The following is a 25,079-nucleotide window of genomic DNA, read 5'->3' on the forward strand; positions in this document are numbered from 1 at the left end:
ATAAATAAGATTGTTAAAGTTTGATGGCTTTCAAAACGTGCGTTTTCCGGCCTGGTCCTTTGTGTCTTTGTACCTCAAAACCGCCTGCCCGCAATGCCCGTTTGACAATTCCTTTGGAAGAATATGTTACCAATACGCCGCCTTGCCTCGTTTGGGCTGCTATTTGCGAAAATATTTCGGCAGTCCATAACTCCGGCTGAGCTCGGGGATCAAAAGCGTCGTAAAAGATCACGTCAAATACCTCGTCGCTGTGGAAATCCTGCAACTGAGTACTTTCTTTGGTTATTCTAAAAAAATCGGACAAATGTGTTGGCGCAGACCACGGGGCCTGGTGCAGCCGCATAAAGCCGCTCTCGCCGGTTTCCTGTTCGTAGTTGAGCAACTGCGCCTCGGTTTCAGAAACGGGATAAGCCTCTATCGTTGTGTAAAAAACAGATTTTTGCAGCCTGTCTGCAAGCTTCCACGCAAGGAAAGCATTGAGACCGGTACCAAAACCCATTTCAAAGACGTGTACAGGAACTGTGGAATCTTTCAGGATCGGGAGCAGGCCGAGATTAATACAAATATGCTCCGATTCCATGAGGGCACCTTGCAAGGAATGGTACTGCTGGCCAAACTGTAAACTGTATAGAGAATGCGAACCGTCTTCAGTGACTAAAAGCCTTTCCAAATAAGCCAGGTGTTTTGTTTGGCTTAAAAATAATTAAATCATTCTGCGCAGGGTAATCTGAGTGAAGAAAATATCCCCTTTGCGTTTCACGAGCAGGTCGATATTCTTACCGTCGCCGCGCTGCATGAGCTTGTAGATCTCGCTTACATTAAGATCTGAGGCAGCATGATCGTCTATAAATAACAGCTGATCACCTTCCACCAAACCTGCTTTGGAAGCAGGCGATTCGTCTACAATGTGATTGACAATGTACGATTTAAGGTCCCTGCCCTCAGCACGAATTTCCATCCCGCTCATATCGTGCTCGAATTTCTCGCGGAGGCGGCTTCTCACAGGTTTGAGCACCATGTATTGCTCCTGGTAGTTCATCGTTACCTTAAACCGGCGCAACAACTCGCAACCGATATTTCCCTGGCGCTCGGTACCCATTTTTATTTTTGCCCCAAATCCCGCACTGTCAGGAAAGGAAGCCACGATATTGTCCATTTGGAATCTACCCAGGCGCACTTTGTCAATACGTCCCAGATTCCCATTGATAACCCCGTTCAGTCCACGTCCCAATTGTGCGCGGATTACTTTTTCAGGAAGCCGGAAAGTTTCTTTTCGGGTATTGTTGAGCAACAACGCGTGCCCGGCTCCTGTATCGATCAATACCCGGATCGGGTGCTCGCGACCGTCGGCAAACAGGGTTACCGCGTCAGTAAATGGCTTGGTATCTTCGATGATCAGCGGGTGTTTATCGCCTTTTTTGGATTTGTACTTGTATTTATCCGGCCGCATCAGAACCAGCTCTTTTTTCGAAAAGTCGATGGTGACGACGAAGTTGTTGAATACCTCATAACCGAAGATCCCGTGAACCGGCACGCCCACATATTCCGACAATTTTAAAAAATCTTCTTCGAGTACGACGATATTCTGGTGATTCGCTCTGAGCCGGCCCATCGAAAATTTATTGTCGATCGCCACGTGAGCTGATATAGACTTTCCTTCCCCTGCCCCGGTGAGGTTAACCTTCCGGGTTAAACGCAGCTTGTCCGGTTTGAGGATATAAGGATCGGTAATGATAATGGAGCTGACGCCGGTATCCAGTATAAAACGCAGGGAATCAGTATCGTTGATCTTGACGTAAAGCAAGATCAGATTGGAATGCAGCTCAAAAGGTATGCGGGCGGATTTATGGTTTTTGTCAAGATAATAACCATATTTTTCCTCGGAAACGGGGGGAATATCTTCTGTACGAGCGAATGTATTGCGGCTTACGAAAAGTATGATCGCTACTATTAACCACTTAGACGTTTTCATCGTGGCCTCCTTTCTTTTAATCTAGATTTAAAATCATTCTGTCAGTACTAACAACACGTTGATCATAAATGGCCTGATTCTGTCTTTTATTCTCTTCTGTGTACACAAAGTATCAAATTCACGGGGCTGTCAAGTGGGTAAATTTAATCTATTTTATATTAATTAAACACAAAAAAATCTTTATATGTAAAAACTTTTTGCCTTTTGATTTAACACAAATCTTTAATCGGGTAAATGACAGAAATATGATAATTTTGTTGCGTCAAATGATGTTTTTCCACAATTAAAATTTTCTCATGCGAAAAAAAATTGTTGCCGGTAACTGGAAGATGAATAAGGTTCTGGATGAGGCAGTTGCGCTCACTTCTGAATTAGTGAATATGGCCAAAGATGAAGTGCAGAATGATGCCAAAATCATCCTTTGTCCGCCTGCCATTTACCTGACCACTATTAAAAAATATATCGAGGACGCGCCTAATTTTTCATTGGCTGCTCAAAATTGTTCGGATAAAGTTTCGGGTGCATTTACAGGAGAAATTTCTGCTCAAATGCTGCAATCGATCGGCGTGGAATATGTGCTGATCGGCCACAGCGAGCGTCGTCAATATTTTAACGAATCCAATGCAGTATTGGCTGAGAAGGTTAATACGGCACTTGCAAATGGTGTTTCTCCGATATTCTGCTGCGGAGAATCTTTGCAGCAAAGACAAAATGAGGATTACGTTGGTTTTGTGAAGAACCAGCTGACAGAAAGCCTGTTTCACTTGTCGGAAGAGCAGTTACTATCCGTAGTAATCGCTTATGAGCCAATCTGGGCGATCGGTACCGGGCTGACTGCAAGTGCATTGCAAGCTCAGGAAATGCACGCCGCATTGCGCGAGCATATTGCTTCCAAATATGGTGCTGATGTTGCCCAGGAAATTTCGATCCTGTACGGCGGAAGCGTAACAGCCGCCAGCGCAGCCGAACTTTTCGCATCGCCGGATATCGACGGCGGATTAGTAGGCGGTGCTTCTTTGAAGTCGCGGGAGTTTACGAATATTGTTAAGGCTTGGTAAGTTGCTAAAATTGTCATCCTGAGCGCAGTCGAAGGTTGCACTTCGGCTGCGCTCAGTGTGACAATGTACATTGTGCTTAGTGTAGCGGACTTCGGCTTCGCTCAGTCTGACAAAATGCCTTCAGTGTTACAAACCTATTTAAACCTCCGTCACTACAAACTCCACCCGTCGGTTCCTGGCTCTTTCCTCCGGAGTACCTTTTGTGACTGCGCGGGTTCCGCCGTATCCTTTCGCTTCTATCCGGCTTTTTTCAATACCTTTTTCCACCAGGTAAGCCTGCACGGATTCGGCTCTTTGGCGCGATAATTCGAGGTTTTTGTCAAAGTCACCTACGTTATCGGTGTGACCTTCAATGCGGATGCGGATGTTTTTGTTTTCTCGCATCATATCTACCAACCTGTTCAACTCTGCGTGGGATTCGGGCAGTAATGTATATTTGGAAGTTTCGAAGTAAATGTTCGGCATGGTAATCGTTTCACCAACTGCCAGCGGATTGAGATAAAAATCGTGCATGAATGCACCTTTTCCGGCAGAATCAGCTGGACTGAGGGTTAACGCGGTCCCATAATATCCTTTCGCCACGATTTTCAAATCATACTTTTCAGCCGGATCAAGCCCTAGCCGGTATTTGCCGGAAGAAGACCTGACCTGCAATGAATCGCCCTTTTCCACGTACTGTATCTCAGCAGATATTGGCTGTTTGGTTTTTGCATTGAAAACATTCCCCCGCAACACAGCGACTCCGCTTTCCACTGCCGGCTCCTTTTCAACCGGAGCTTCCTCTTTCTGAGGAATAACCGCTTTTTCTACCGGTTTTCTAACAGGAGGCTCTGCTTTGGCAGTTGTTTTAGGTTTTTTTTGAACCTGCTTTTTCGAAGGATTTTTAATGTGGATACCATAGAAATTCCACGATTGCGTTCCCTGCGAGCTGCGCCCTTCATAAAAATCAAACTCCTCAATGCCGGGGCTCAGTCGCTCGAAATAGGCTACAAAATCAACCTTTTCTCCTGCGGTCACTTCTTTTGTAGCGTTGGTTGGAATATTTTCTGCTTTTATAAGCTTGAATTTTTTCTCGATCTCTCCCGGTTTGTACAACCTCGTTTCAGGATCCAGCCAGATCTGGTTTCCCCCCTGAACGGGTCCCTGCCCTGGTTTGAACGGCAAATTAAATCCCTTCGGAACCTGAGGCACATTCGACTTCTTTTCAACAAATTCGAGGGATATGATCGTATACTGATCGGTCAATTCTACGCGCTTGATCTTGACATATTCGGCAGACTGCTCGTCTACTTTTGGGTTTTCAGTAACTTGTCCAAAGGCGTAGTTCAGCGAAAGTGTGATGGCGAAGGCAAATGCCAAAAACGTTCTGCATTTCATGGTTCTTAACTTTTACATTTTTAATAACTGCAAGAACGCCCTAAACGTCCTCATAGTTTGTTAAAAATTGTTAAAGTACTTAAACCTATTGATTTACAGAGATAAAGCCGGACCAGAATGCGGGATCGTATCGTTCCCAGGCATGGCAGGCGAATGGAAGCTGGTGATTCGTGAGCTCGTAAGTGGCCGCCGGGCTTTTTTCAAAAGCAAATTGAAGTGCCTCTTCCCAGGCAGGCAATTTCAGAAATAATTTCATAGGGATCAGGCGTGTCGCTTCCTGCGAGAAGAGCATATCTTCATTTCCTTTCCATTGGGGATAAAAAAAATTATAGATTTTGAGATACCGGATAAAAGCTTCCACGCGCCGCAGAGAAAGTCCCCCATTGAGCACTACCCTATTGGCAGATAATGCATCGGCAAATTCCTTTTTCGAACCGGGACCCAGTGCATCATACTTCGGCTGGTGCAGCGATGGGGCTCCTATATAATCATACCCTTTTTTACACCAAACCGCCAGCTCGTCACGAAAAACGTAAGCATCGAGCTGGCAGATTAATATGTATTGATAGGATGAAAAGCGTTCGTAAAACGTCAGAGAAGTCAGCAGCCGGTTGTACGCGTCGATTCCGTTGAAGTACTCGTCGGGAAAAGATACCTGTTGAATGGAGGGAAATGCATTGAAATCGCTGCCGAGCTCCATTTTTTCCGGCTTGACGATGATGATCGGGTAGTTTGATAAAACCTGAATACATTGTTTCAAGGAAATCAGCTCGTTCGGTGTCAGGTCCGGGCGGTAAACCGGGACTACAATCGCAACAGAGGCATTTTCCTGACCAATTTTCACGCTACAAACATTTCTTATTCCAATAAATCGCCGATAGCAGGCAGCCACCAATCTTTGCTGCTAAACTTGTAATATCCTCTTAAAACCTGATTAATAACCGGCGTGAATCGTTTTGCGCGATTTTCAGGCAGGGAAGCGCGGCTGTAAAAGTGCTTTTGCGACAAATATAGCTTAATCAGCTTTTCTCTCGGCACAAATGGAATAGCGCGCAGCAGCTTATATAGTTCGTGGAGCTTATCTGCTTTTTCTACCAGTGGGACCAGTTTTTTCTTTCTGTCCCGCACGAAACGGTCTTTCAAATGCACTTTTTCCACCTTACCACCAAAACCGACCTGCTGGCTGGCGTGCATCCGGTAATTGATCAGCGGCTCTTCTATGAAGTCAATTTTATTTTCCAGACTCAATACCACAGCGATCCAAGCATCGTGAATCAGGTCGGGCACGTGGGTTGGGAATGGGGTCAGTCTTTCGAGGCACGATTTGCGGATCGCGAGCGTGGCGCCGGTTACTACAAAGCCATTGAACAAAATCTCGTGCGGCTTTCCTTTCTTCCACTTGTTGCGCCCTCGCTCGTCGAATTCGATTTCCTCCCAGATATTTCGTCCGATCGGCTTTGAATCGTCGTCGACCATGACTGCATCTGAAAATACCGCGTCAATATCCGGGTGTTCGCTCAGGTATTTGACCTGCGTTTCCACTTTGTCGACGCGCCAGAGATCGTCCTGGTCACAAAGAAAAACAATATCGCCGCCGCAAAGCAGCATGCATTTTTCAAAGTTCCTGGTTGAGCCCAGGTTCGTTTCATTTACATAAATCCTGACCGGAAAAGCGCTCGTTTCTGCGAATGCTTTAATCACCTCAATGCTATTATCCTTAGACCCGTCGTCACAAACTACGAGCTCGTCAACCTGCATGGTTTGATCAGCAATGCTCCTCAACTGCTCAGGCAAGAACTTCGCCCCGTTGTAAGTGCACATAGCTACTGAAATCATAGTAATGTGTATAAAAATTTAGCCGACAAACGCGGCAATTTAACATTTAACCTCTCCTTTTCGCAACACGATTTGCGATTTTCACTTAACGCCATTTGTAAACTAATTTGTTTTTGCGGGCATAATTACCACCTTTTTACTAACTGCCCAGCTTAAAATTTCTGAATATGCATACGCTTCCCTGTAATATACCAACCGGGTATCGGGGTTGGATTCCCACTTTTGTATAGTAGCCACGATCTCCGCATTGTGTTTTTGCAGATCCGTCCGGTTATTATAAAAACCAAAACCCCAGATCACAAGAACAATGCCCGCAATGTATTTTAAATGCGCTTTTTTGAGAATTTTGAGATCAAGCAATATCAGTACCAGAAGTACCGGGATCGTTGCAGTGAAAAACATATAGCGTGGCGCAATTCCTCCCGCAGCTTTGGATTCGAACCGCGAAACAGCGACGATTATCCCTGAAAGTATAGGCAGCGAAAGCAACGAGAAAAGAAGCGGGTTTTTGGAAGCATAACCTTTCCAAAACAGCCATGCCCAGATGATCAGTACCGAAAGGCCCATTAACATACACACTATAATATTCACAGATTGCCCGGTCGCAGGATTGATATACAAGTAACTTCCAAGAAACGTTAGCAATAAACGCGCCATCCACTCTGCATTGAAACTTGCACCAGCCGCGCTTTTTATTTCAGGGAGTGGTAAAAAGGTAAAGTATAACAGTACTGCTGCGCAAACAACCCAGATACCCAGCATAAGCCACTTCCTCTGTATCAACAAGATAAATGCAGCCAGGAACAACGCAAGAAAACCATTTCCAAACGAGAGAACAGCCAGTAATGCCGCCAAAAGTCCCAGAAAAAAACTGGCACTCAGGGGTTGTTTTGCATTATTAACCGCGAATAGGGTCAGAAATGAGAAGAAAAAAACTGTATAATGTTGAATCCCTCCCCAATAGTAAAACGTCACCTGCCAGAATGCCAGACTGAACAGAAACAGGCAGGTGATCAGGAGCATTTCGGGAGTTAGCTGCCTGTTCTGCCTGATTACCGCAATCATTAAACCAAAAAAAGAAAGCAGAAAGATATTCTGAAAAATAACCAGGTGGCGGAAGTTGAGCTGTCCGAAAATGGCGTAATAAATAGCGGCGCAGGATTTGGAGAACAGGATCCGGTGTTCGTTGTGCCGGCTTAGCAGGATATCCTTGCGCATTGTGAAGGATTCGGTATCAAAATAATACCGCCTGATAAAGTTGATTGTCGTATCGTAATCATCAAATGAAGGAGCATTCAGCGCATTTTCGAAAAGCGTAAAGAGAAAGATTAAAAAAACGGCTGCGCTGAGTGTGATGAATAGATATTTACGCATATCTGATATTTTTGTCAAAAACGACCCGGGATTTATTGCCGCCAGGATTATCTGCGGATTCCCGGAATTTACTCAAAGTTACTAATCGCATTTGAATGGCCTTACCAGATCAGCTCAAAAAGGCAATTATCCAGATGCCGACCAAAGAAAAGGATAGATTGCTGCTCCGGCTTATTACCAAAGACAAAACGCTCGCCGACCGGCTCCATTTTGAATTGATCGAAGACAGCCTGACCATACCGGAAAGGCGCGAGGATATTGCGGCGACGATCACCCGCACCTCGAAATTTAACCAGAATACACCCGGCTGGATTTTAATGGACCTGCGAAACCTGAGCGGCGATATTGCCTATCACGTAAAAGTTACCAAAGACAAGATCGGAGGAATGGAGCTTAACTTGTTTATGCTCAATACGTTTCTTGAAAACTATTCCGATATCCTGAAAACCTATTCTTCGCGGGCGGATACCTGCGCACTTTACATTGCGAAAAAGGCGCAGGTGATTTTGAATGCATTCAATAAGCTGGATGAAGATTACCGGGTGGACTATTTAAAAGATGTGAACCGGATGCTGAAATTGGTTTATAGTCTTTGCTCCAAAATGTATGCAAGACAAATGGAACTGCCGCAGGAGATCGAATAGTTTCTATTTCAAACCCACTATCAATGCCGGATGATGAAAAAGACTGCCTTACTGATTATCGACGCGCAATATGATTTCTGCAATCCGCAGGGGACATTGTTTGTGCCGGGCGCGGAGGAAGATATTCAAAGGATCGCCAGACTGATCTCGCTCGACGGCGACAAGATCGACAGCATTTTCGTCACGTTGGACACGCACAAAGTCCTCGATATTGCGCACCCGCTTTTTTGGGAAGATCAGAATGGAAATACCGTGGCACCTTTTACATTGATCACGGCCGCGGCTGTTAAAGCTGGAAAATGGATTCCGCGCTATCATAAAGATTATGTGCTTAAATATCTCGAAAAACTGGAAGAGCAGGGTGAATTCAAACATTTCATCTGGCCGGAACATTGCTTGATCGGCTCCAAAGGCGCTTCTCTTGACGATACGTTATTGAGTGCAATACTCTCGTGGACGCACCAGACTGGCCGGGATTATGTAGCTGTTTCAAAAGGTATAAATCCGCTGACTGAACATTTCGGGGTTTTCAAAGCGCAGGTACCCGTCGAAAACGCGCCGGAAACTGACCTGGACCGCGCTTTTCTTTCACAACTTGCTGATTTTGAACAAATACTGATTGTAGGAGAAGCCCGCTCGCATTGCGTGGCTACAAGCATTCATCAGATCGTGAAATATGCTCCGGAACTGATTCCGAAGGTTGTCGTACTTTCGGATTGCATGTCCGACGTTCCGAATTGGGGCTATCTGGCTGACTCTATATTCGAAGAAGCCGCCGAAAAAGGAATGACTTTTTTAAAGGCTAATTCCGTTCGTTTTTAAGAGCTCGCTTCCCAATTTCACTTTGCAAAAGCCAAACTAAATAGGTTAGGTTTTGGTTTATATTTAGATCGGTCATTAACCAACTTGAACCCGATATTTCCCATATTTCCTTTATATGACGCAATTAACCGTAGCCAGGATTGAAGCTTCCCAATTTGATGATCTGGATCCGAGAGAATACATTCTGATCAAAGGTGCCCGAGTTAATAATCTAAAAAATATTGATGTTGCAATTCCCCGTAACAAGCTGGTAGTCATTACAGGTTTGTCGGGTTCTGGTAAATCTTCCCTTGCATTTGATACCCTTTTTGCAGAAGGCCAGCGGATGTATGTGGAGAGTTTGAGCAGTTACGCGCGCCAGTTTCTAGGCAGAATGGAAAAGCCGGAGGTAGAATATATCAAAGGTATTTCACCGGCTATTGCGATTGAACAAAAGGTAAATACCCGAAACCCGCGCTCGACTGTGGGGACTTCTACTGAGATTTACGATTACCTCAAACTGCTTTTTGCGCGGATTGGTCACACTTATTCCCCGGTTTCAGGCGAGCTGGTAAGGAAAGATTCTGTGACCGACGTGGTCAATTACCTGCTTTCGCACGAGGAAGGTACTCGCGTAATGGTATTGGCGCCGCTGCATATTCGCGAGGGCCGCACACAGAACGAGGAGCTTACTATTTTACTTTCAAAAGGTTATACCCGAATCGTGATGAACGAAGAGGTACTTTCCATTGAAGATATCCTCGAAAATCCCGACGATTATTCCCAGGCTGGCAACCAGGTTTTTATATTAATAGATCGCGCGGCTGTGAAGGCCGACGATGAGGATACGCAGTATCGGCTTTCTGATTCTGTTCAAACTGCTTTTTTTGAAGGTGAGGGTGTTTGTATTACCCAGGTTGTGAATGGAGAGCGGCGCGTTTTTTCTGACAAATTCGAGCTCGACGGGATTACTTTCGAGGAGCCGAGTGTCAATTTATTTAGTTTTAATAATCCTTTTGGTGCGTGTAAACGTTGTGAGGGTTTTGGTAAAATACTAGGGATCGATCCGGATCTGGTGATTCCTGATAAAAGTCTGTCGGTTTACGAAGGCGCTATCGCCCCCTGGCGTACTGAGAAAATGAGCGAGTGGCTGGTGCCGCTTGTTCGAAACGGGATCAAGTTCGACTACCCTATTCACCGGCCTTATAAAGATCTCACTACTGCTGAAAAAGAGCTGTTATGGACTGGTAATCAATACTTTCAGGGTATCAATGATTTTATAGCCGAACTGGAATCTCAAACACACAAAATACAATATCGCGTCATGCTTTCGCGGTTCCGTGGACGCACCGTTTGTCCTGATTGTCGCGGCTCGCGTTTGCGGAAAGATGCTTCGTTTGTAAAAATCGGTGGCGCATCGATCACAGACCTGGTATTAAAGCCGATCAAAGATGTGGCTGTCTTTTTTCAGGATTTAGAAATAGGCGAGCACGACCGGCAGATCGCGAGACGCGTTTTGACAGAAATTACTACCCGACTGGATTACATGAATCGCGTCGGCCTGGGATATTTAACATTGAACAGGCTTACAAGTACGTTGTCAGGCGGTGAATTTCAGCGCATTAAGCTTGCTACTTCGCTCGGAAGTGCATTGGTTGGCTCAATGTATATTCTGGATGAACCGAGTATCGGGCTGCATCCGCGGGATACGCAAAGGCTGGTCGGTGTACTGGAATCGCTGCGTGATCTGGGCAATACGCTGATCGTCGTAGAACATGAAGAAGAGGTAATGCACGCGGCCGATCAGATTATCGATATTGGCCCGGAAGCGGGAACCGGCGGCGGACACGTGGTTTTTCAGGGTACTCAGGCTGATATTGCCGCATTGAAAGCCAGTGGCGGCGAATATAATACGGATCCTGAAACCCGGTCGCATACGATTGATTTTCTTCTGGGAAATGATTCAATACCAGTTCCTTCCGTGCGCAGAAAAGCACTTCATTTTCTTGAAATAAAAGGCGCGAGAGAAAACAATCTGAAAGAGCTGGATGTGAAAATCCCTTTGAATGTACTCACAGTGGTTACCGGCGTCAGCGGCTCGGGTAAATCGACTTTGATCCGAAAACTGCTTTACCCTGCCTTAATGCGGATGAAAGGTGAATTCAGCGAAGAGGTAGGACGTTTCGATGAACTTACGGGCAGCGTGGACCGGATTGAAGCGGTGGAAATGATCGACCAGAACCCGATCGGAAAATCGTCGCGGTCGAACCCGGTTACTTATATTAAAGCTTACGACTACATCCGGCAAATGATGGCCGACCTGCCGTTATCGAAGGCGAGGAGCTATAAACCTTCGCATTTCTCGTTTAATGTCGACGGCGGAAGGTGCGAGATCTGCCAGGGCGAAGGTCAGGTGAAGATCGAGATGCAATTCATGGCGGACATTTACCTGACTTGTGAAGGCTGCAATGGAAAACGTTTCAAGCAGGAAATCCAGGAGGTAAAATATCATGATAAAGATGTAGCTGAAATCCTTGATATGACCGTCGATGAAGCTATTGAATTCTTCCGCGCCTCTGAACCCAAGCTGGTGGACAGATTGCTGCCATTGCAGGAAGTAGGGCTGGGTTATGTCGGTTTGGGACAATCATCGAATACATTATCAGGCGGTGAGGCTCAACGGGTTAAGTTGGCTTCCTTCCTGGGAAAAGGTTCTTCCAGCAAAGGAAAAATGCTTTTCATTTTTGACGAACCAACTACGGGACTTCATTTTCATGATATTAAAAAGCTTCTGAAAGCGATCAATGCATTGGTGGATCAGGGTGATACCGTGATTATTATCGAGCACAATATGGAAGTGATCAAAAGCGCAGACTGGATCATCGACCTAGGTCCCGAAGGTGGCGACGATGGCGGGCTGCTCACCTTCGCCGGTACTCCCGAGGAGATGATCAAGATTGAAAACAATTATACGGCTGAATTTTTGAAGGGTAAGATTTGATCTTTGACAAAAGTCACTTATATTTAAGACATAATTCACTAATTAAAGATTATGTCGGCGCCCGTTAGCATGTTTCACGAAGACTTTGTTCCCTATGGATCAAAGCATTCATCTGATTTCAGTCTGATCCGGATTTCACGCGAAGGCGTTTTGCGCGCCACTGCTGATGAAGTTTCGGATCTGGTTGGATTGACGGATAATGAAGTTGCCTATGTACTGGGCATGACGCCGCGTAATTTGCACCGCATTCAGGCTGATAAAAAACTCGGAACTGATGCTTCCGAGCGGCTGCTGCTTTTAAAGAATGTCTTAAACCATGCCCTCGACACATTCGAGGGCAAAAGTAATACAGTGCGGAACTGGCTGCGCACACCCCTGAGTGAGCTTGACGACCAATCGCCGTTACAATTAATGGATACGATTACCGGCTTTGGGCTGGTGGAAGATGTACTCGGCCGCCTGGATTACGGCCTTCCAGCCTGACGCTGCAATTATGGCTGTTGTTTACAGGATCATCCGGGAAAAATTTAAAGACAACCCACTTTCCACAGAAGGCAGCCGCCTGTTCGGTGCGCGCTGGAACCCGAAAGGTATTGGTGTATTATACACGACGACTACGCCCGAATTAGGACTGATTGAGACGCTGGCGCACGCGCCGGGAGTCCGATATGAGGATTTGCCGGTTTACTGGCTTTCATCCATTGATATGCCTGATGATATCCGTTATTTTTCGAGAGCGGAAATGCCGGATTTCTGGCAGGACAGAAACTATGATCGTACGCAATTCTGGCTTCACCAGTGGCTAATAAATCCGGATACGCTGGCCGTGGGGCTACCTTCTGTAATAGTCCCTTTTTCCTTCAACATCATCATTCATCCCCGGCATCCTGATTTTGAACAGGTAACCTTGCTTTCACAGGAGAGAATTCCCATCGACCGCCGGATCTGGAAGGGTTGATAGCATTTTATTCAATAGCCTAAACTGACTTTCAGGGCGTAATTCACAGTAAAGAAAATGTTCCAAAGCCTTATTGAGGCAAAAAATAGCTTTGTACTATGAAACTATATAAAACAGAAAACGGCATTATTCTTGAAAAAGAAGACGTTTTTTATCGACTGCACGAAACTGACTGGGATATTGCTGTAAACCGGGATAATCTGTACGAGTGGCTTCAAGTTCAGACTGAACAGCTGATCCCGATCGTGTTTACGGACGATCTTCCGATGCCTGAAATTTTGGCACCTATTGGTTCTCAGGAAGTTTGGGCTTCGGGAGTTACCTATTTTAAAAGTCGGACTGCGCGCATGGAGGAATCCGAAAAAGCCGGTGGCGGCAGTTTCTACGACCGCGTGTACGAGGCCGAGCGACCAGAGCTTTTTTTCAAATCCATCGCCTGGCGTGTAGTAGGAAATCATGGAACTGTGCGGATCCGCCGCGATTCTACGTGGGATGTTCCTGAGCCGGAACTGACATTATTCGCCTCTTCTTCGGGAACGCTGGTTGGCTATACGATCGGGAATGATATGAGCTCGCGTAGCATTGAGGGAGAAAACCCTTTGTATTTGCCGCAGGCCAAATCTTACACCGGAAGTGCCGCATTGGGACCCTGCTTATACGTGCCTGAATTTGCATTGACGGACGACACCGTGATAGATTTATCTATCGTGCGCGATGGAGAGGAAGTTTTCAATGGAGAGGTTACCCTGGCACAAATGAAACGGAAACCGGAAGAACTGCTGCATTATCTTTTCCTCGAAATGTCATTTCCGCACGGCGCCTACCTGATGACGGGTACAGGAATCGTGCCTTCCTCCGACTTTACACTACAAAAAAATGATACTGTGCACATTACGATCGAGCCGATTGGCACATTGACCAATGTAGTGGGATAAAAAAAGAGGAGCTGCCATTACTGGCAGCTCCTTACATTTAAAGATAGAAGTTATGGCTACGAATTGCTGACGGGAGTGAGGCCGACAAATGCATATAACATGCAGCGAAAGGCTCCGATTAACTTGTGAACAATTGATTTGTCTGAGTTTTCGCTTTTTTCACTATCGAAAAAAGAAGCGGGCCCTTCTTCCAGAATCCTCTCATTCAACGTAGCAGATTCAGCAACCTGAGTCGACAGGCTTGCATTCAAAAAGCTTGCGTTATGTTTCGCCTGAACGGCAGGTTTTGATATTTTAATAGCTGACTTCACTTTTCTAGTGGCAATCTTTTCGGTTACCACTTCTTTTCCTGATTGTAACTTTCTGTGCGCGACGAACATGTTGTGAACATATCCGGTCGCTTCCGCCTGAAAGCTGAAAAGAGCTAGAAATATTAAGAGTTTGATCGTTTTCATGGCATTGCTGGTTTCAGTCTTTCAGAAAATCCTTTCAGAATTGTTGTAACTAATTGACTCTACAAATATATATGTTTTGTTAGGTATCTTGCAATACATAGTACCTTGTTTTTAACAAAAATTATGAAAAATTTTTGGGTACGGATTGAATAGAAATTTTCTAACTGATTTACAGATGTAAAGTTAGCTGCGAAAGTTGCATGCGGAAAACAAAAAAGACGAAACGCGGGATTAAGCGCCTGAACCTTAGCGAGCCAGGGATAAAACGAAAACGCCGGCTCCTAAGAGTCGGCGTTTTCAACATTATGACTATTTCAAATCCTTATTTTTCCCGGAAGAAAATGGTGATTGGTACACCAGAAAAATCGAAATTCTCTCTCATCCTGTTTTCAAGATACCTTAAATAAGGCTCTTTCACGTGCTTTGGATTACTACTGAAAAACACGAATGTCGGTGAAGGCGTAGGCAGCTGGATCATATATTTAATATTAATATACTTCCCTCTGTGCGCCGGCGGCGGATATTTCTCGATTTCCGCCTGCATTACGTCATTCAGTTTTGAGGTAGTAATCTTCTTGGTTTTATTCTGATAAACCTCCATTGCTTTCTCCATCACCTGGTGAATGCGCTGCTTTTCAACTACCGACGCAAAAATGATCGGCATATAATTCATCGGAGCCAGCTTTTCAAGCAATGCTTTTTTATATGTATCAGCAGTCTTCGAGTCTTTTTCGACCAAATCCCACTTGTTTACCATAATCACAATCCCTTTTTTCGCCCTATCCGCCTGACCGATGATATTCATATCCTGGCCTTCCAGACCCAAAGTCGCATCGAGCAAAATGATACAAACGTCCGATTCTTCCATTGCTTTCACCGAACGCAAGGTCGAATAGAATTCAATATCCTCCTTCACACGAGATTTCCGGCGGATTCCGGCTGTATCGGTCAGGATAAATTCCATTCCGAATGCATTGTAATGCGTGTGGATCGCGTCGCGGGTAGTTCCTGCAATGTCGGTCACTATACTCCGGTCGGTTCCTGTCAAAACGTTCAGGAACGAAGATTTACCAACATTCGGGCGGCCCATAATTGCAATGCGGGGAATACCTTCTTCAGGGTTCTCAATTCCATTTGTATCAAAATGACTGATCACTTTGTCGAGCAACTCACCTGTTCCGAAACCGGTTTGAGAGGAAATTGCAAAAATCTCGTCGCCAAGACCTAATTCATAAAACTCCGCCGCCGATTGATAACGTTCCTGCGTCTCCGCTTTGTTGGCAACCAGGTAAACCGGTTTATTAAAACGTCTCAGAACATTTGCAAAATCCTTGTCCAGATCCGTCAAACCGGTCATTGTATCAACCATAAACAATACGACCGTCGATTCTTCAATGGCCAATTCCACCTGATCGCGGATCGCGCCTTCAAAAATATCTTCCGAACCCACTACATATCCACCGGTATCTATAACTGTAAAATACTGGTCAGTCCACTCTCCATAACCATAATGGCGGTCGCGTGTTACGCCGCTCTGGTTGTCCATAATAGCCTTGCGGCTTTCAGTAAGACGGTTGAACAAGGTAGATTTACCTACATTCGGACGTCCTACTATTGAAATAATATTTGCCATTTTACTTATTTGATCTGGTCCAAACGATAGGGTTGCTACCGTTTTTCATTCATTTATATTAATCTTCATATCCGAACTGGCGGAGCTTATTTTCTTTGCTTCTCCAATCGGGTTCAACTTTCACGTGCTGTTCCAGGAAAACCTTCTTACCAAAAAATGCTTCGAGATCGTGGCGAGCCTGCGAACCTACTCTTTTAAGCATTTCCCCTTTCTCGCCGATCAGGATACCTTTCTGGCTTTTACGTTCTACTAAAATCTCTGCACGGATGACGATAATATCGTCCTTTTCCTTGAATTCTGTGATTACTACTTCGGAGCTGTATGGAATTTCCTGGCGATAATTCAGAAAGATCTTCTCGCGGATCATTTCGGAAGCAAAGAAACGCTCCGGCTTGTCGGTTAGTTCGTCTTCCTGAAAATACGGCGGGTGGAAAGGCAGGCGGGTTATTACAGCATCAAATAAAGTAGCAATGTTCGCATTTTCGAGCGCCGAAATAGGAACAATAGCCGAGGGTTGGATCTCCGCTTCCCACTCAGCCATTTTTGCATTCACATGCTCCTGGTCCGACAGGTCAATTTTATTCAATACCAAAATTACCGGTGCATCAGTACGCTTCAAAAGCGGCAAAACTTCGTGTTCCGCAACTTTCTCTGCCACTTCAACCACAAACAAAACCACGTCGGCATCTTCCAAAGAACCTTTTACAAAGGTCATCATCGAATCGTGCAGCTTATAAGCGGGCTTAATTACACCCGGCGTGTCCGAATACACTAATTGAAAAGGAATTTCTTCATGCGTTCCATTCAATATCCCTAAAATACGATGTCTGGTCGTCTGCGCTTTTGACGTGATGATCGACATTTTCTCCCCTACCAACACATTCATCAGCGTGGATTTTCCAACATTCGGTTTCCCGATAATGCTAACAAAACCAGCCCGATGATTACGCAGAGGAGCTTCTTGATTTTCTTCCATAACCTTTATTAATACATAACTGGAATTAGAAATTAGCGGAAAATTCTCAGAAATCCCTGACAATTAAGGGCTTCATCCTAATTTGAGTGCAAAACTACGGTTTTCCCGGCAGCATATCGCCATAGAAGAGAGAGTATTCGCGAATAGAATTTTCAAATAGTTGTAAATTTTTTTTCAAAAAAGCTGGCATCATAAAAATTTAGACGTATGTTTGCACTCCAATTCAACGCCGCGGGATGGAGCAGTTGGTAGCTCGTTGGGCTCATAACCCAAAGGTCGCTGGTTCGAGTCCAGCTCCCGCTACTCGATTAAAGTCGCTAACCAGTTTAGCGACTTTTTTATTTAAAAGGTTTACAAGCAGGCTTTTGCAAAAAAGATTTTAAACTTTGACATAATTTAATTTTTTGTCTACCTTTGCAAGCCCAAATTACGGGCAGACAGAGATTTATATCGCAATAATTTGATACTGAGATGAAACGTACCTTTCAACCATCGAATCGCAAGAGGAGAAATAAGCACGGATTCCGTGAGAGAATGTCCACTCCAAATGGACGTAAAGTAGTTGCCGGCCGCCGCAAAAAAGGTCGTTGGAAACTAACAGTCTCTGACGAAAAACGTCACAAGCAATAATCAAGGTTTGATTGGTTTGGGTCTGGGACGCAAGGTCTTTCATAGTCTGATAAGTTTGACCGATCAAACTTATCAGACATTTTTTTCTATAAAGACTTGAAACAAACATTTGGTAAAAATGAGCGTTTAAGCAGCCACAGCATCATCGGCAGGCTTTTCAAAAAAGGTAGTTCGGAGGTCCACACGTTCTACCTTTTTCCTTTTAGGGTACTCTATATATATGATCAGAGTCCCGTTTCTCCACTCCCACAAGTACTTTTCTCGGTCTCCAAGAGAAATTTTAAAAAGGCTGTCGATCGCAATCTGATCCGTCGCCGCTGCCGCGAAGCCTACCGGCTCAACAAGGAATCCCTGGTTACATTAACCCCGGAATCAAGACCTTCCTACATTGCTTTTTTATATCTTGCAAAAGAAATAATGTCCTACGACGTTATTGAAACGGCTATGAAGCAATCGCTTACCAAACTGGAAAAGCTGCCGGCCGCCCATCGAAAAATCCATCCTAATTCCTGAATGCAGATGAAAAAGTATATTCGCTCCATCTTGCTGGCTCTGCCCGTTATAGGCGGCCTGGCCTTCGTGTCTTTCCGGCAAGACGACCGTCTGTTTGAAATCGCGCGTAACCTCGATATTTACGCGACGCTTTTCAAGGAATTGAATGCCTATTACGTAGATGAAATTAACCCTAATCAGCTCATTAAGACTAGCATAGATAATATGCTACGCTCGCTTGACCCTTATACGGTTTACTACGCGGAGGATGATATTGAGGATTACATGACGATGACGACCGGGAAGTATAACGGTATCGGCGCGATCGTCAATTCCGGCGAAGGAAAGCATACGGTGATGATGGTTTATGAAGATACTCCAGCACAAAAAGCTGGGCTGCAGCTGGGAGATGAGATCACAAAAATAAATGGAATCGACCTGTCGACGCGTGAAGATTTTGATACGGGTAAATTATTGAAAGGCCAGTCGCAGACCAACGTTACGCTCACGGTAAAGCGGTACGGTATTACCAAGCCACTGGAAATCAGCCTGAACAGGGATATTGTGAAGGTGACCAATGTACCTTATTATGGTATGCTGAATGAAAATGTAGGTTATATTGACCTCAAAGATTTCACTGCCACAGCATCCCGTGAAGTGCGCAATGCATTTCAGGAATTAAAGGGAAAAGGAATGAAATATGTAGTACTCGATCTGCGCGATAACCCGGGCGGGTTGCTGAATATGGCGATTGAGATATCTAATATTTTTATAGCCAAAGGCGAAGAGATCGTTTCTACAAAAGGGAAAGTAAACGATTGGAATAAAACCTATACTGCCTATAACCCGGCGCTGGATACAGATATTCCGGTTGTAGTTTTGACCAATAACAGAAGCGCCTCCGCAGCTGAGATCGTTTCAGGCGTAATTCAGGATTACGATAGGGGTGTTTTGATTGGGCAGCGGACTTATGGAAAAGGACTTGTGCAAACTACGCGCGACCTTTCTTTCAACACAAAAATGAAGATTACTACTGCCAAATATTACATTCCAAGCGGCAGGTGTATTCAGGCGATCGATTACAGCCACCGGAATGATGACGGTAGCGTAGGTAAGATCCCGGATTCTTTAATGACGGAATTTAAAACCAAAAATGGCCGGACCGTCTTTGATGGTGGCGGTATTTTGCCGGATATTCTTACCGAAAAAGAAACCTATTCTCCGCTCGCCACTTCCCTGGGCCGCAATCGGCTGTTCTTTGATTATGCAGTGAAATATCATTTCGAACATCCTACTATCAAGCCAGCCAAAGAATTTCAGCTGTCTGATTCCGATTATGCGGCTTTTGTGAAATGGCTGGGCGATAAGGAATATGATTACACCACGCAGGTTGAACGTGAGCTGAGCGAACTGGAAGCTTCGGCGAAAAAGGAAAAGTCGCTGGAAGTGATCGAAGACCAGCTGAAAGCTTTGAAATCCAAGCTCGGACACAACAAGGATAATGATTTGCAGATATTGAAACCGGAAATAAAAGGGATTTTACAAGAAGAAATTATCAAGCATTACTACCTTGAAAAAGGAATGCGGGAAGCTTCTTTCAACGAGGATCCCGAGGTAAAAGCGGCGCTGGCACTCTTCAAAGAGCCTGCGAGATATAGTGACCTTTTGAAAAAGAAATAAGTCTATTCCAGCCCGTCGTTCCGGCGGGCTTTATTTTTTATGCTCATTCTAAGTATTGATACTTCCACGCGGGGCTGCTCGGTATCGCTTGTCGGCGACGCCAGCCTGATTTCTAGCTACGAACTTTTCACAGACAAATCTTCTTCCTCCATGCTCACGACGCTGATGCAGAACTGCGTCGAGCACGCAGGTTTTACATTGGCCGATCTGGACGCGATTGCAGTCGCGATGGGGCCAGGCTCCTACACAGGCTTGCGAGTGGGCGTATCGACAGCGAAAGGCTTGTGTTATGCGCTGGACAAGCCACTATTGGCCATTAATACCCTCGAAGCAATGGCGCTGCAATTAGGCAAATTCTATGAAAATCATCTGCTTTGTCCGATGATCGATGCGCGGAGAATGGAGGTTTATGCTGCCATATTTGATTCGAAAAATAATATTGTATTGCCAACTCAGGCGGTTATTCTCACCGAAAATTCATTTGAAGAGCTCCTGAATACGAACAAGATCGTCTTCTTTGGCGATGGTTCTGCCAAGTTCAAAGCACTGGTTGGTGGAAATCCGAATGCTACATTTCCCGAACACGATATTTTTCCGTCAGCGAAAACGGTTGGACTACTAGCCATAGATGCATTTTATGCAGGAAAATTCGAAGATGTAGCTGCTTTTGAGCCTTACTATCTCAAAGACTTCATGTCCCCGGCACCTAAAAAGTCCAAAACTCTGCTCTGATCTACTTTTTACTTCTCGTTTAAAACGAACTCAAAACTTTCCTTGTTAGTTTTTCAGTAAATAGAAACCTGAAATGGAAGCAGAGGAAATAGTAAACCGCGTCGCTACAAGTGGAATCGTTTCACTGGATCTGGAAGAACTATACCAGCCGGGAGAACGTGTTTTATATGATATCAAAGACAATTTATGGCAGGGAATGATACTTCGGGAGAAGGATTTTCGTGAATTCCTGAAAGTTCATGACTGGGCTCAGTATGCTGGAAAGCACGTTGCGATTATTTGTTCGGAAGATGCGATCGTTCCTACCTGGGCTTACATGTTGCTTGCTGTACAGCTCGAACCTCATGCAAAAACGGTCATTTTCGGAGATCTGAATGCACTGGAAGACCTGCTTTTTCACAATGCGATCCAAAAATTGGATATTGACTCTTTCGCTGGGAAAAGAGTAGTTGTAAAAGGTTGCAGTAAGGTTGAAGTGCCGGTTTTGGCTTATGTGGAGGTCAGTCGCTTATTAAAACCAGTAGTGCAAAGTCTGATGTTCGGCGAACCTTGCAGCACTGTTCCGCTTTATAAAAAGCCTAAATCTTCTATCCCCTCTTCCACCAACTGATCCACTTCTTCTTTTAAAAGCTTAAAAGTCATTCTGTGGTAAGAGCACGGACCGTGCAAACCTATTGCTTTGCGATGGTGGATCGTGGGGTACCCAACATTATGTTCCCAGCCGTAAAAAGGAAACTGTGCCGCCAGATTGGACATTAGTTCGTCTCTGTAATTTTTAGCTAATACCGAAGCCGCCGCAATGGACAGATAATGTGCGTCGCCTTTGATAATGCAGGTATGCGGGATCATCGGGTAAGGCGTGAAGCGGTTTCCGTCCACCAGCAAATGCTCGGGTTTCATGGTCAGCTTATCTACGGCGCGGTGCATTGCTAAAAAGCTGGCTTTCAATATATTGATCTTGTCAATTTCAAGATTATCAACTTCCGCCACTGCCCATGCCAAAGCTTCCCGTACAATTTCTTTTTCCAGTTCCAGCCGCTGTACTTTTGTCAACTGCTTCGAATCATTTAGAAACGAATGCTTGTAGTCTCTTGGCAAAATAACAGCCGCCGCAACCACAGGACCTGCCAGACAGCCCCTCCCAACCTCATCGAGGCCGGCTTCGATCGCTTCTATATTATAAAAAGGTTTCAGCATTAATCTTCGAGAATGTTGGCCATAAATGTGCTTTTTGTTCCAATCGCAATGAGCAGGAAAAGCACGGCCCAATAAAGGTATATCCGGTAAAAATCTTTGACATCACGCGACAGCATATCCCGCGACTTGACTTTTTCGAGCTGGTCAATCTGTTTAAACACAGTTTCCAAGCCTTTATTATCCGTAGCACGAAAATACTTTCCATTCCCCAAACCTGCAATATTTTGAAGTTGTCCTTCATCGATTAAAGCAGCAGAGCTGGTACTATCCGAGCGCGAAGCTCTTTTCGGCCGGCCAACAGATATGGTGTAAACCTTCACACCAAATGCATTGGCAAGCTGCGCAGAGGTAGTCGGATCCAGATTTCCGGAAGTATTATCCCCGTCACTTATCAAAATAGCCACTTTACTCTGGCCCGGCATTTCCCGCATCCGGTTTACTGCAACAGCGAGCGCGCTGCCGATCGCAGTTCCCGCAGTAGGAATCATCTTGGGATTTATTTCATCTAAAAAACCAAAAAGCAGCTCATAATCAGTAGTTAACGGACATAGTGACACAGCTTCACCAGCGAATATGATCAGCCCGATCCTGTCTTGTAATCTTCCTCTTATAAATTGTCGCGCTACTCGCTTGGCAGCTTCCAGCCTGTTTGGGCTGAGATCTTTTTCGGTCATCGAATCGGAAATATCAAGGAGCAGCATAATGTCGATCCCTTCCGAAAACTGATCTGTGCGTTCTGTAACAACTTGTGGCCGGGCCAATGCGACCACGATCAACATTACGGCAAGTCCCACACAAACCGGCTGGACGAACCTCAGTAATGTAAGTAAATTGAGCGGGCTGTCGCCGGGCGTGTAAGTGATCGCCAGGCGCTGTTTGTGATTCCGGTGTAGGGCATTTCGCAGCCAGAAAAGAACCGGGATAAAAGGCAGCAGGTACAACAGGTACGGATACACCCATTCGTACGAATTGAACATATTATAGGAAAACCACCGCGGCGAAAACCAAGCATCCATATTCTAAATCAGCTGACCGGACTATCCAGTATAAATTTCCTTTTGTTCCTGTAAAGCCTGGTTGCCCCTGTTTTCAAAACTTCCAGATACACGTGCATATTCTTCGATTCCCCCTGTCCGTAAATGATACCATCCATATTTTTTAATGCATCAGCCAGCTCTTCGTCTGCAATAGCGTCCAGAATTTCGCGGGTAGTATAAGTGGCAAAAGGTAGCTTTTCGAGCCGTTCCAGGTAATTTTTCCAGACAATAATCGCCTTTTCCGCGTCTTTGATATTCTTTCTCTCACGTGCGTTTCTCATCAATCGATTGAAAGACCTGACATATTCCAAATGCCGGCGCTGCAATTTAATAAGCTGCCATTGTTTGTAAATATCGTGACCAAAAACCCAATAAATACTTCCCGACACGCCGATAATCAATGCGATTACGCCGATCAGGATAGAGAAATTGAATTCGGAACCCAGCGGATGCAAGCCCGTTTCAGGGGTTAAAGTGCCTTTTGCATCCGGTTTAATGAGATTAGTACTGATTAGAAACACCGAGTCGGGAGCTGTATAAACGGCTGTGCAGTCCTTTTTACCAAAAACAAAAACGGGCAAACGCAGTGATTGTTTTGGAGTAACATCAAAAGAAATCAAATGGTAAACTGCACTGTCGAGCGTACCTTTTTCATCCGTATTAGAGACGAAATTCCTTTTTTCAATGATTTCAAAAGGAGAAAAGTCGTAGGTTGAATCGGGGAAGAAAACTTCCGTTCCGGGGTTGTGTTTTACGCTGAGGGAAAAGTAAACGGGCTTTCCGACCTCAATACTATCTGTCAGAAATACCCCGGACGGACGGACCCCGGAAGTACGAACCCTCTGAGAAAGTGCAGCTGTGTCCAGGCAAAGCATAAATACCGATAAAACGGCGATCCCACGAAGTGTATCAACGAAATTACTTCTTGCCATTTTATTACTGTGCTGCGCTGCTTTTTGTATAACGCCTTACTTTAAATAAATGGATCAAGGCCGGTATATAATCCTCCTGGGTGTTGATCGCGATGTAATCGGCTCTGTTTTGGTGGCAAAGTCGTTTCAACTCAGAACTTCTCTGGTCAAACCGGCTGCTCATTTCCTGGCGATAGTGTTTGGAAGAAGTATTAACCCACACCGTACTCTGCTTCTCTGCATCGAAAAGGGGAATAATACCCAGTCCCGGCAGATTTATCTCGCGTGAATCGTACAAATGGATCACGATGAGATCGTGCTTTCTTGCGAGCGCTTTCAGGCTATGATGGTAATTATTATCGATAAAATCGGAGATCAGAAAGATCAGACTGCGCCGCTTAAGAACATTTAACGTGACTAAAATCGCGTCGGCAATATTGGTTTTAGTCGATTCCGGTACCAGTTTGTAAAGTTCCGAAATGACCCCGTAACCATGTTTCATTCCGTCAGAAGGCCGGATATATCTTTCATTCCGATCGGAAAAACACAGCAGCCCAACGCGGGTCGCTTCCTGGATCGCAGACAATGTTAGTACGCCGCAAATTTCCTTCGCAATATCAATTTTAAGCCTTTTTACCTCTCCAACGTGCTGTGAGGCACTTACATCGAGCATGAAGAAGGCGGTTTGCTCTTTATCTTCCTTGAAAATCTTGATAAATGTGCCGTGACCCTTGGCAGAGGTATTCCAATCTATCGCCCTGACGTCGTCGCCGTACTGGTATAGCCGCAAATCGTCGAACTCCAGACCAGAACCTTTGAACACCGAGTGAAAATTCCCGTGACGCTCGCTGGTTACGGCTTTTCGCATACGGATTTCGTATTTTCTCAGCTTTCCCAGGAATTGTTCAAACATAAGTTTTGCGAAAAAATTATCACCTTTGTCACCGGTTCTATCTAAACAAAGATAGGAATTTTGATAGTGTTGCTGCTTTTAGCCACTAATATACCTATGCGTCTCGCTTCTTTCTTGCTTTTTTGCCTGGTTATATCGGGTTGTTCCAAAGAGGAAAAACCACCTGCCAATACATTGCCGGAAGATAAAATGGCTACGATACTGGCGGATATTCACTTGGCCGAATCGCGCGTGAACCGGCTTCAATTGCGCTCACTGGATTCTTCTCTGATGATATTCGGGCAGTTGAAGGCAGATATCTGGAAAAAACACAAAGTGGATACGTTGACTTACAGCAAAAGCTATTCTTACTATATGTCACACCCGCAGATCATGACGCGCATTTACGAAAAAGTAAATAAGAAAATTGAGATTCGGGAGAAAAATAATGATATTAAGCTCTAAATTTTATCCACTTTAAGATCAAG

At 45.0% G+C, this 25,079-nt stretch carries 26 protein-coding genes and 1 tRNA gene; 14 read left to right on the forward strand and 13 right to left on the reverse strand.

Features of this window, described 5'->3' with window-relative positions:
- Positions 1-13: 13 nt before the first annotated feature.
- Positions 14-670, reverse strand: coding sequence for a tRNA (5-methylaminomethyl-2-thiouridine)(34)-methyltransferase MnmD (mnmD, locus tag LZG94_RS21580; RefSeq protein ID WP_233793814.1), 657 nt, complete (start codon positions 668-670; stop codon positions 14-16).
- Positions 671-703: 33 nt separating this feature from the next.
- Positions 704-1,972: an aspartyl protease family protein gene (locus LZG94_RS21585; protein WP_215235150.1), complete on the reverse strand. Its 1,269-nt coding sequence runs from the start codon at positions 1,970-1,972 to the stop codon at positions 704-706.
- A 296-nt stretch (positions 1,973-2,268) separates the two neighbouring features.
- Here LZG94_RS21585 and tpiA point away from each other — a divergent pair, with 296 nt between their 5' ends.
- Complete coding sequence (gene tpiA / locus LZG94_RS21590) at positions 2,269-3,030, forward strand: triose-phosphate isomerase (protein ID WP_233793815.1); 762 nt, start codon at positions 2,269-2,271, stop codon at positions 3,028-3,030.
- Between the two features lie 138 nt (positions 3,031-3,168).
- Here the strand turns inward: tpiA and LZG94_RS21595 are convergent, their stop codons facing one another.
- The 4 genes from LZG94_RS21595 to LZG94_RS21610 all read right to left on the reverse strand — a co-directional run bounded on the left by LZG94_RS21595 (position 3,169) and on the right by LZG94_RS21610 (position 7,617).
- Complete coding sequence (locus LZG94_RS21595; RefSeq protein WP_233793816.1) at positions 3,169-4,407, reverse strand: OmpA family protein; 1,239 nt, start codon at positions 4,405-4,407, stop codon at positions 3,169-3,171.
- Between the two features lie 85 nt (positions 4,408-4,492).
- Positions 4,493-5,251: a DUF5672 family protein gene (locus LZG94_RS21600; RefSeq protein ID WP_233793817.1), complete on the reverse strand. Its 759-nt coding sequence runs from the start codon at positions 5,249-5,251 to the stop codon at positions 4,493-4,495.
- 14 nt (positions 5,252-5,265) lie between these two features.
- Positions 5,266-6,243 (reverse strand): glycosyltransferase family 2 protein, encoded by a 978-nt coding sequence (locus LZG94_RS21605; protein ID WP_233793818.1) that lies wholly within the window; start codon positions 6,241-6,243, stop codon positions 5,266-5,268.
- 102 nt (positions 6,244-6,345) lie between these two features.
- A complete protein-coding gene (locus LZG94_RS21610) occupies positions 6,346-7,617 on the reverse strand; it encodes a hypothetical protein (RefSeq protein ID WP_233793819.1) in 1,272 nt (423 codons plus the stop codon).
- 95 nt (positions 7,618-7,712) lie between these two features.
- Here LZG94_RS21610 and LZG94_RS21615 point away from each other — a divergent pair, with 95 nt between their 5' ends.
- From LZG94_RS21615 to LZG94_RS21640, 6 genes are all read left to right on the forward strand, one after another.
- Positions 7,713-8,261, forward strand: a complete 549-nt coding sequence (locus LZG94_RS21615) for a hypothetical protein (RefSeq protein ID WP_215235155.1) — start codon at positions 7,713-7,715, stop codon at positions 8,259-8,261.
- A gap of 30 nt (positions 8,262-8,291) precedes the next feature.
- Positions 8,292-9,083 carry a nicotinamidase gene (locus tag LZG94_RS21620; protein ID WP_310589885.1) on the forward strand — a complete coding sequence of 264 codons (792 nt, stop codon included), beginning with the start codon at positions 8,292-8,294 and terminating at the stop codon, positions 9,081-9,083.
- A 115-nt stretch (positions 9,084-9,198) separates the two neighbouring features.
- Entirely contained in the window at positions 9,199-12,063 is a 2,865-nt protein-coding gene (gene uvrA / locus LZG94_RS21625; RefSeq protein WP_233793820.1) for an excinuclease ABC subunit UvrA, read from the forward strand.
- 51 nt (positions 12,064-12,114) lie between these two features.
- A complete protein-coding gene (locus LZG94_RS21630) occupies positions 12,115-12,546 on the forward strand; it encodes an antitoxin Xre/MbcA/ParS toxin-binding domain-containing protein (protein ID WP_233793821.1) in 432 nt (143 codons plus the stop codon).
- 10 nt (positions 12,547-12,556) lie between these two features.
- A complete protein-coding gene (locus tag LZG94_RS21635; RefSeq protein WP_233793822.1) occupies positions 12,557-13,021 on the forward strand; it encodes an RES family NAD+ phosphorylase in 465 nt (154 codons plus the stop codon).
- Between the two features lie 98 nt (positions 13,022-13,119).
- Positions 13,120-13,956 carry a fumarylacetoacetate hydrolase family protein gene (locus tag LZG94_RS21640; RefSeq protein WP_233793823.1) on the forward strand — a complete coding sequence of 279 codons (837 nt, stop codon included), beginning with the start codon at positions 13,120-13,122 and terminating at the stop codon, positions 13,954-13,956.
- A 56-nt stretch (positions 13,957-14,012) separates the two neighbouring features.
- On the opposite strand, the gene LZG94_RS21645 is transcribed toward LZG94_RS21640, so the two are convergent.
- The 3 genes from LZG94_RS21645 to era form a co-directional block, all read right to left on the reverse strand.
- Positions 14,013-14,411 carry a hypothetical protein gene (locus tag LZG94_RS21645; protein ID WP_233793824.1) on the reverse strand — a complete coding sequence of 133 codons (399 nt, stop codon included), beginning with the start codon at positions 14,409-14,411 and terminating at the stop codon, positions 14,013-14,015.
- A gap of 322 nt (positions 14,412-14,733) precedes the next feature.
- A complete protein-coding gene (der, locus tag LZG94_RS21650; RefSeq protein ID WP_233793825.1) occupies positions 14,734-16,044 on the reverse strand; it encodes a ribosome biogenesis GTPase Der in 1,311 nt (436 codons plus the stop codon).
- Positions 16,045-16,102: 58 nt separating this feature from the next.
- Positions 16,103-17,020 carry a GTPase Era gene (gene era, locus LZG94_RS21655; RefSeq protein ID WP_233793826.1) on the reverse strand — a complete coding sequence of 306 codons (918 nt, stop codon included), beginning with the start codon at positions 17,018-17,020 and terminating at the stop codon, positions 16,103-16,105.
- Between the two features lie 230 nt (positions 17,021-17,250).
- On the opposite strand from era, the gene LZG94_RS21660 reads away from it, so the two are divergent.
- From LZG94_RS21660 to LZG94_RS21685, 6 genes are all read left to right on the forward strand, one after another.
- Positions 17,251-17,323: transfer RNA gene (locus LZG94_RS21660), tRNA-Met, on the forward strand.
- A gap of 168 nt (positions 17,324-17,491) precedes the next feature.
- Positions 17,492-17,650, forward strand: a complete 159-nt coding sequence (rpmH, locus tag LZG94_RS21665; RefSeq protein ID WP_149640067.1) for a 50S ribosomal protein L34 — start codon at positions 17,492-17,494, stop codon at positions 17,648-17,650.
- Positions 17,651-17,746: 96 nt separating this feature from the next.
- The gene (gene rnpA / locus LZG94_RS21670; RefSeq protein WP_233793827.1) at positions 17,747-18,163 is read left to right on the forward strand and encodes a ribonuclease P protein component; all 417 of its coding nucleotides are present in this window, start codon (positions 17,747-17,749) and stop codon (positions 18,161-18,163) included.
- A 6-nt stretch (positions 18,164-18,169) separates the two neighbouring features.
- Entirely contained in the window at positions 18,170-19,822 is a 1,653-nt protein-coding gene (locus LZG94_RS21675) for a S41 family peptidase (RefSeq protein WP_233793828.1), read from the forward strand.
- Between the two features lie 39 nt (positions 19,823-19,861).
- Positions 19,862-20,554 carry a tRNA (adenosine(37)-N6)-threonylcarbamoyltransferase complex dimerization subunit type 1 TsaB gene (tsaB, locus tag LZG94_RS21680; RefSeq protein ID WP_233793829.1) on the forward strand — a complete coding sequence of 231 codons (693 nt, stop codon included), beginning with the start codon at positions 19,862-19,864 and terminating at the stop codon, positions 20,552-20,554.
- 73 nt (positions 20,555-20,627) lie between these two features.
- On the forward strand, positions 20,628-21,164 hold the full coding sequence (locus LZG94_RS21685; RefSeq protein WP_233793830.1) for a DUF2480 family protein: 537 nt from the start codon (positions 20,628-20,630) through the stop codon (positions 21,162-21,164).
- On the opposite strand, the gene LZG94_RS21690 is transcribed toward LZG94_RS21685, so the two are convergent.
- The 4 genes from LZG94_RS21690 to LZG94_RS21705 are packed head-to-tail and all read right to left on the reverse strand — an operon-like array spanning position 21,122 to position 24,612.
- Positions 21,122-21,751, reverse strand: coding sequence for a ribonuclease HII (locus LZG94_RS21690; RefSeq protein ID WP_233793831.1), 630 nt, complete (start codon positions 21,749-21,751; stop codon positions 21,122-21,124). The two genes, LZG94_RS21685 and LZG94_RS21690, sit on opposite strands and share 43 nt — an antisense overlap.
- A complete protein-coding gene (locus LZG94_RS21695) occupies positions 21,751-22,767 on the reverse strand; it encodes a VWA domain-containing protein (RefSeq protein ID WP_233793832.1) in 1,017 nt (338 codons plus the stop codon). The genes LZG94_RS21690 and LZG94_RS21695 overlap by 1 nt, the downstream gene beginning before the upstream one ends.
- Positions 22,768-22,775: 8 nt before the next feature.
- The gene (locus LZG94_RS21700; RefSeq protein ID WP_233793833.1) at positions 22,776-23,720 is read right to left on the reverse strand and encodes a hypothetical protein; all 945 of its coding nucleotides are present in this window, start codon (positions 23,718-23,720) and stop codon (positions 22,776-22,778) included.
- Positions 23,721-23,724: 4 nt separating this feature from the next.
- Positions 23,725-24,612, reverse strand: a complete 888-nt coding sequence (locus LZG94_RS21705; protein ID WP_233793834.1) for a DUF58 domain-containing protein — start codon at positions 24,610-24,612, stop codon at positions 23,725-23,727.
- Positions 24,613-24,708: 96 nt separating this feature from the next.
- Here LZG94_RS21705 and LZG94_RS21710 point away from each other — a divergent pair, with 96 nt between their 5' ends.
- The gene (locus LZG94_RS21710; RefSeq protein ID WP_233793835.1) at positions 24,709-25,056 is read left to right on the forward strand and encodes a DUF4296 domain-containing protein; all 348 of its coding nucleotides are present in this window, start codon (positions 24,709-24,711) and stop codon (positions 25,054-25,056) included.
- Positions 25,057-25,079 lie beyond the last annotated feature (23 nt).

It is taken from the genome of Dyadobacter sp. CY343, from assembly GCF_021390335.1.
Taxonomy (GTDB): Bacteria; Bacteroidota; Bacteroidia; order Cytophagales; family Spirosomataceae; genus Dyadobacter.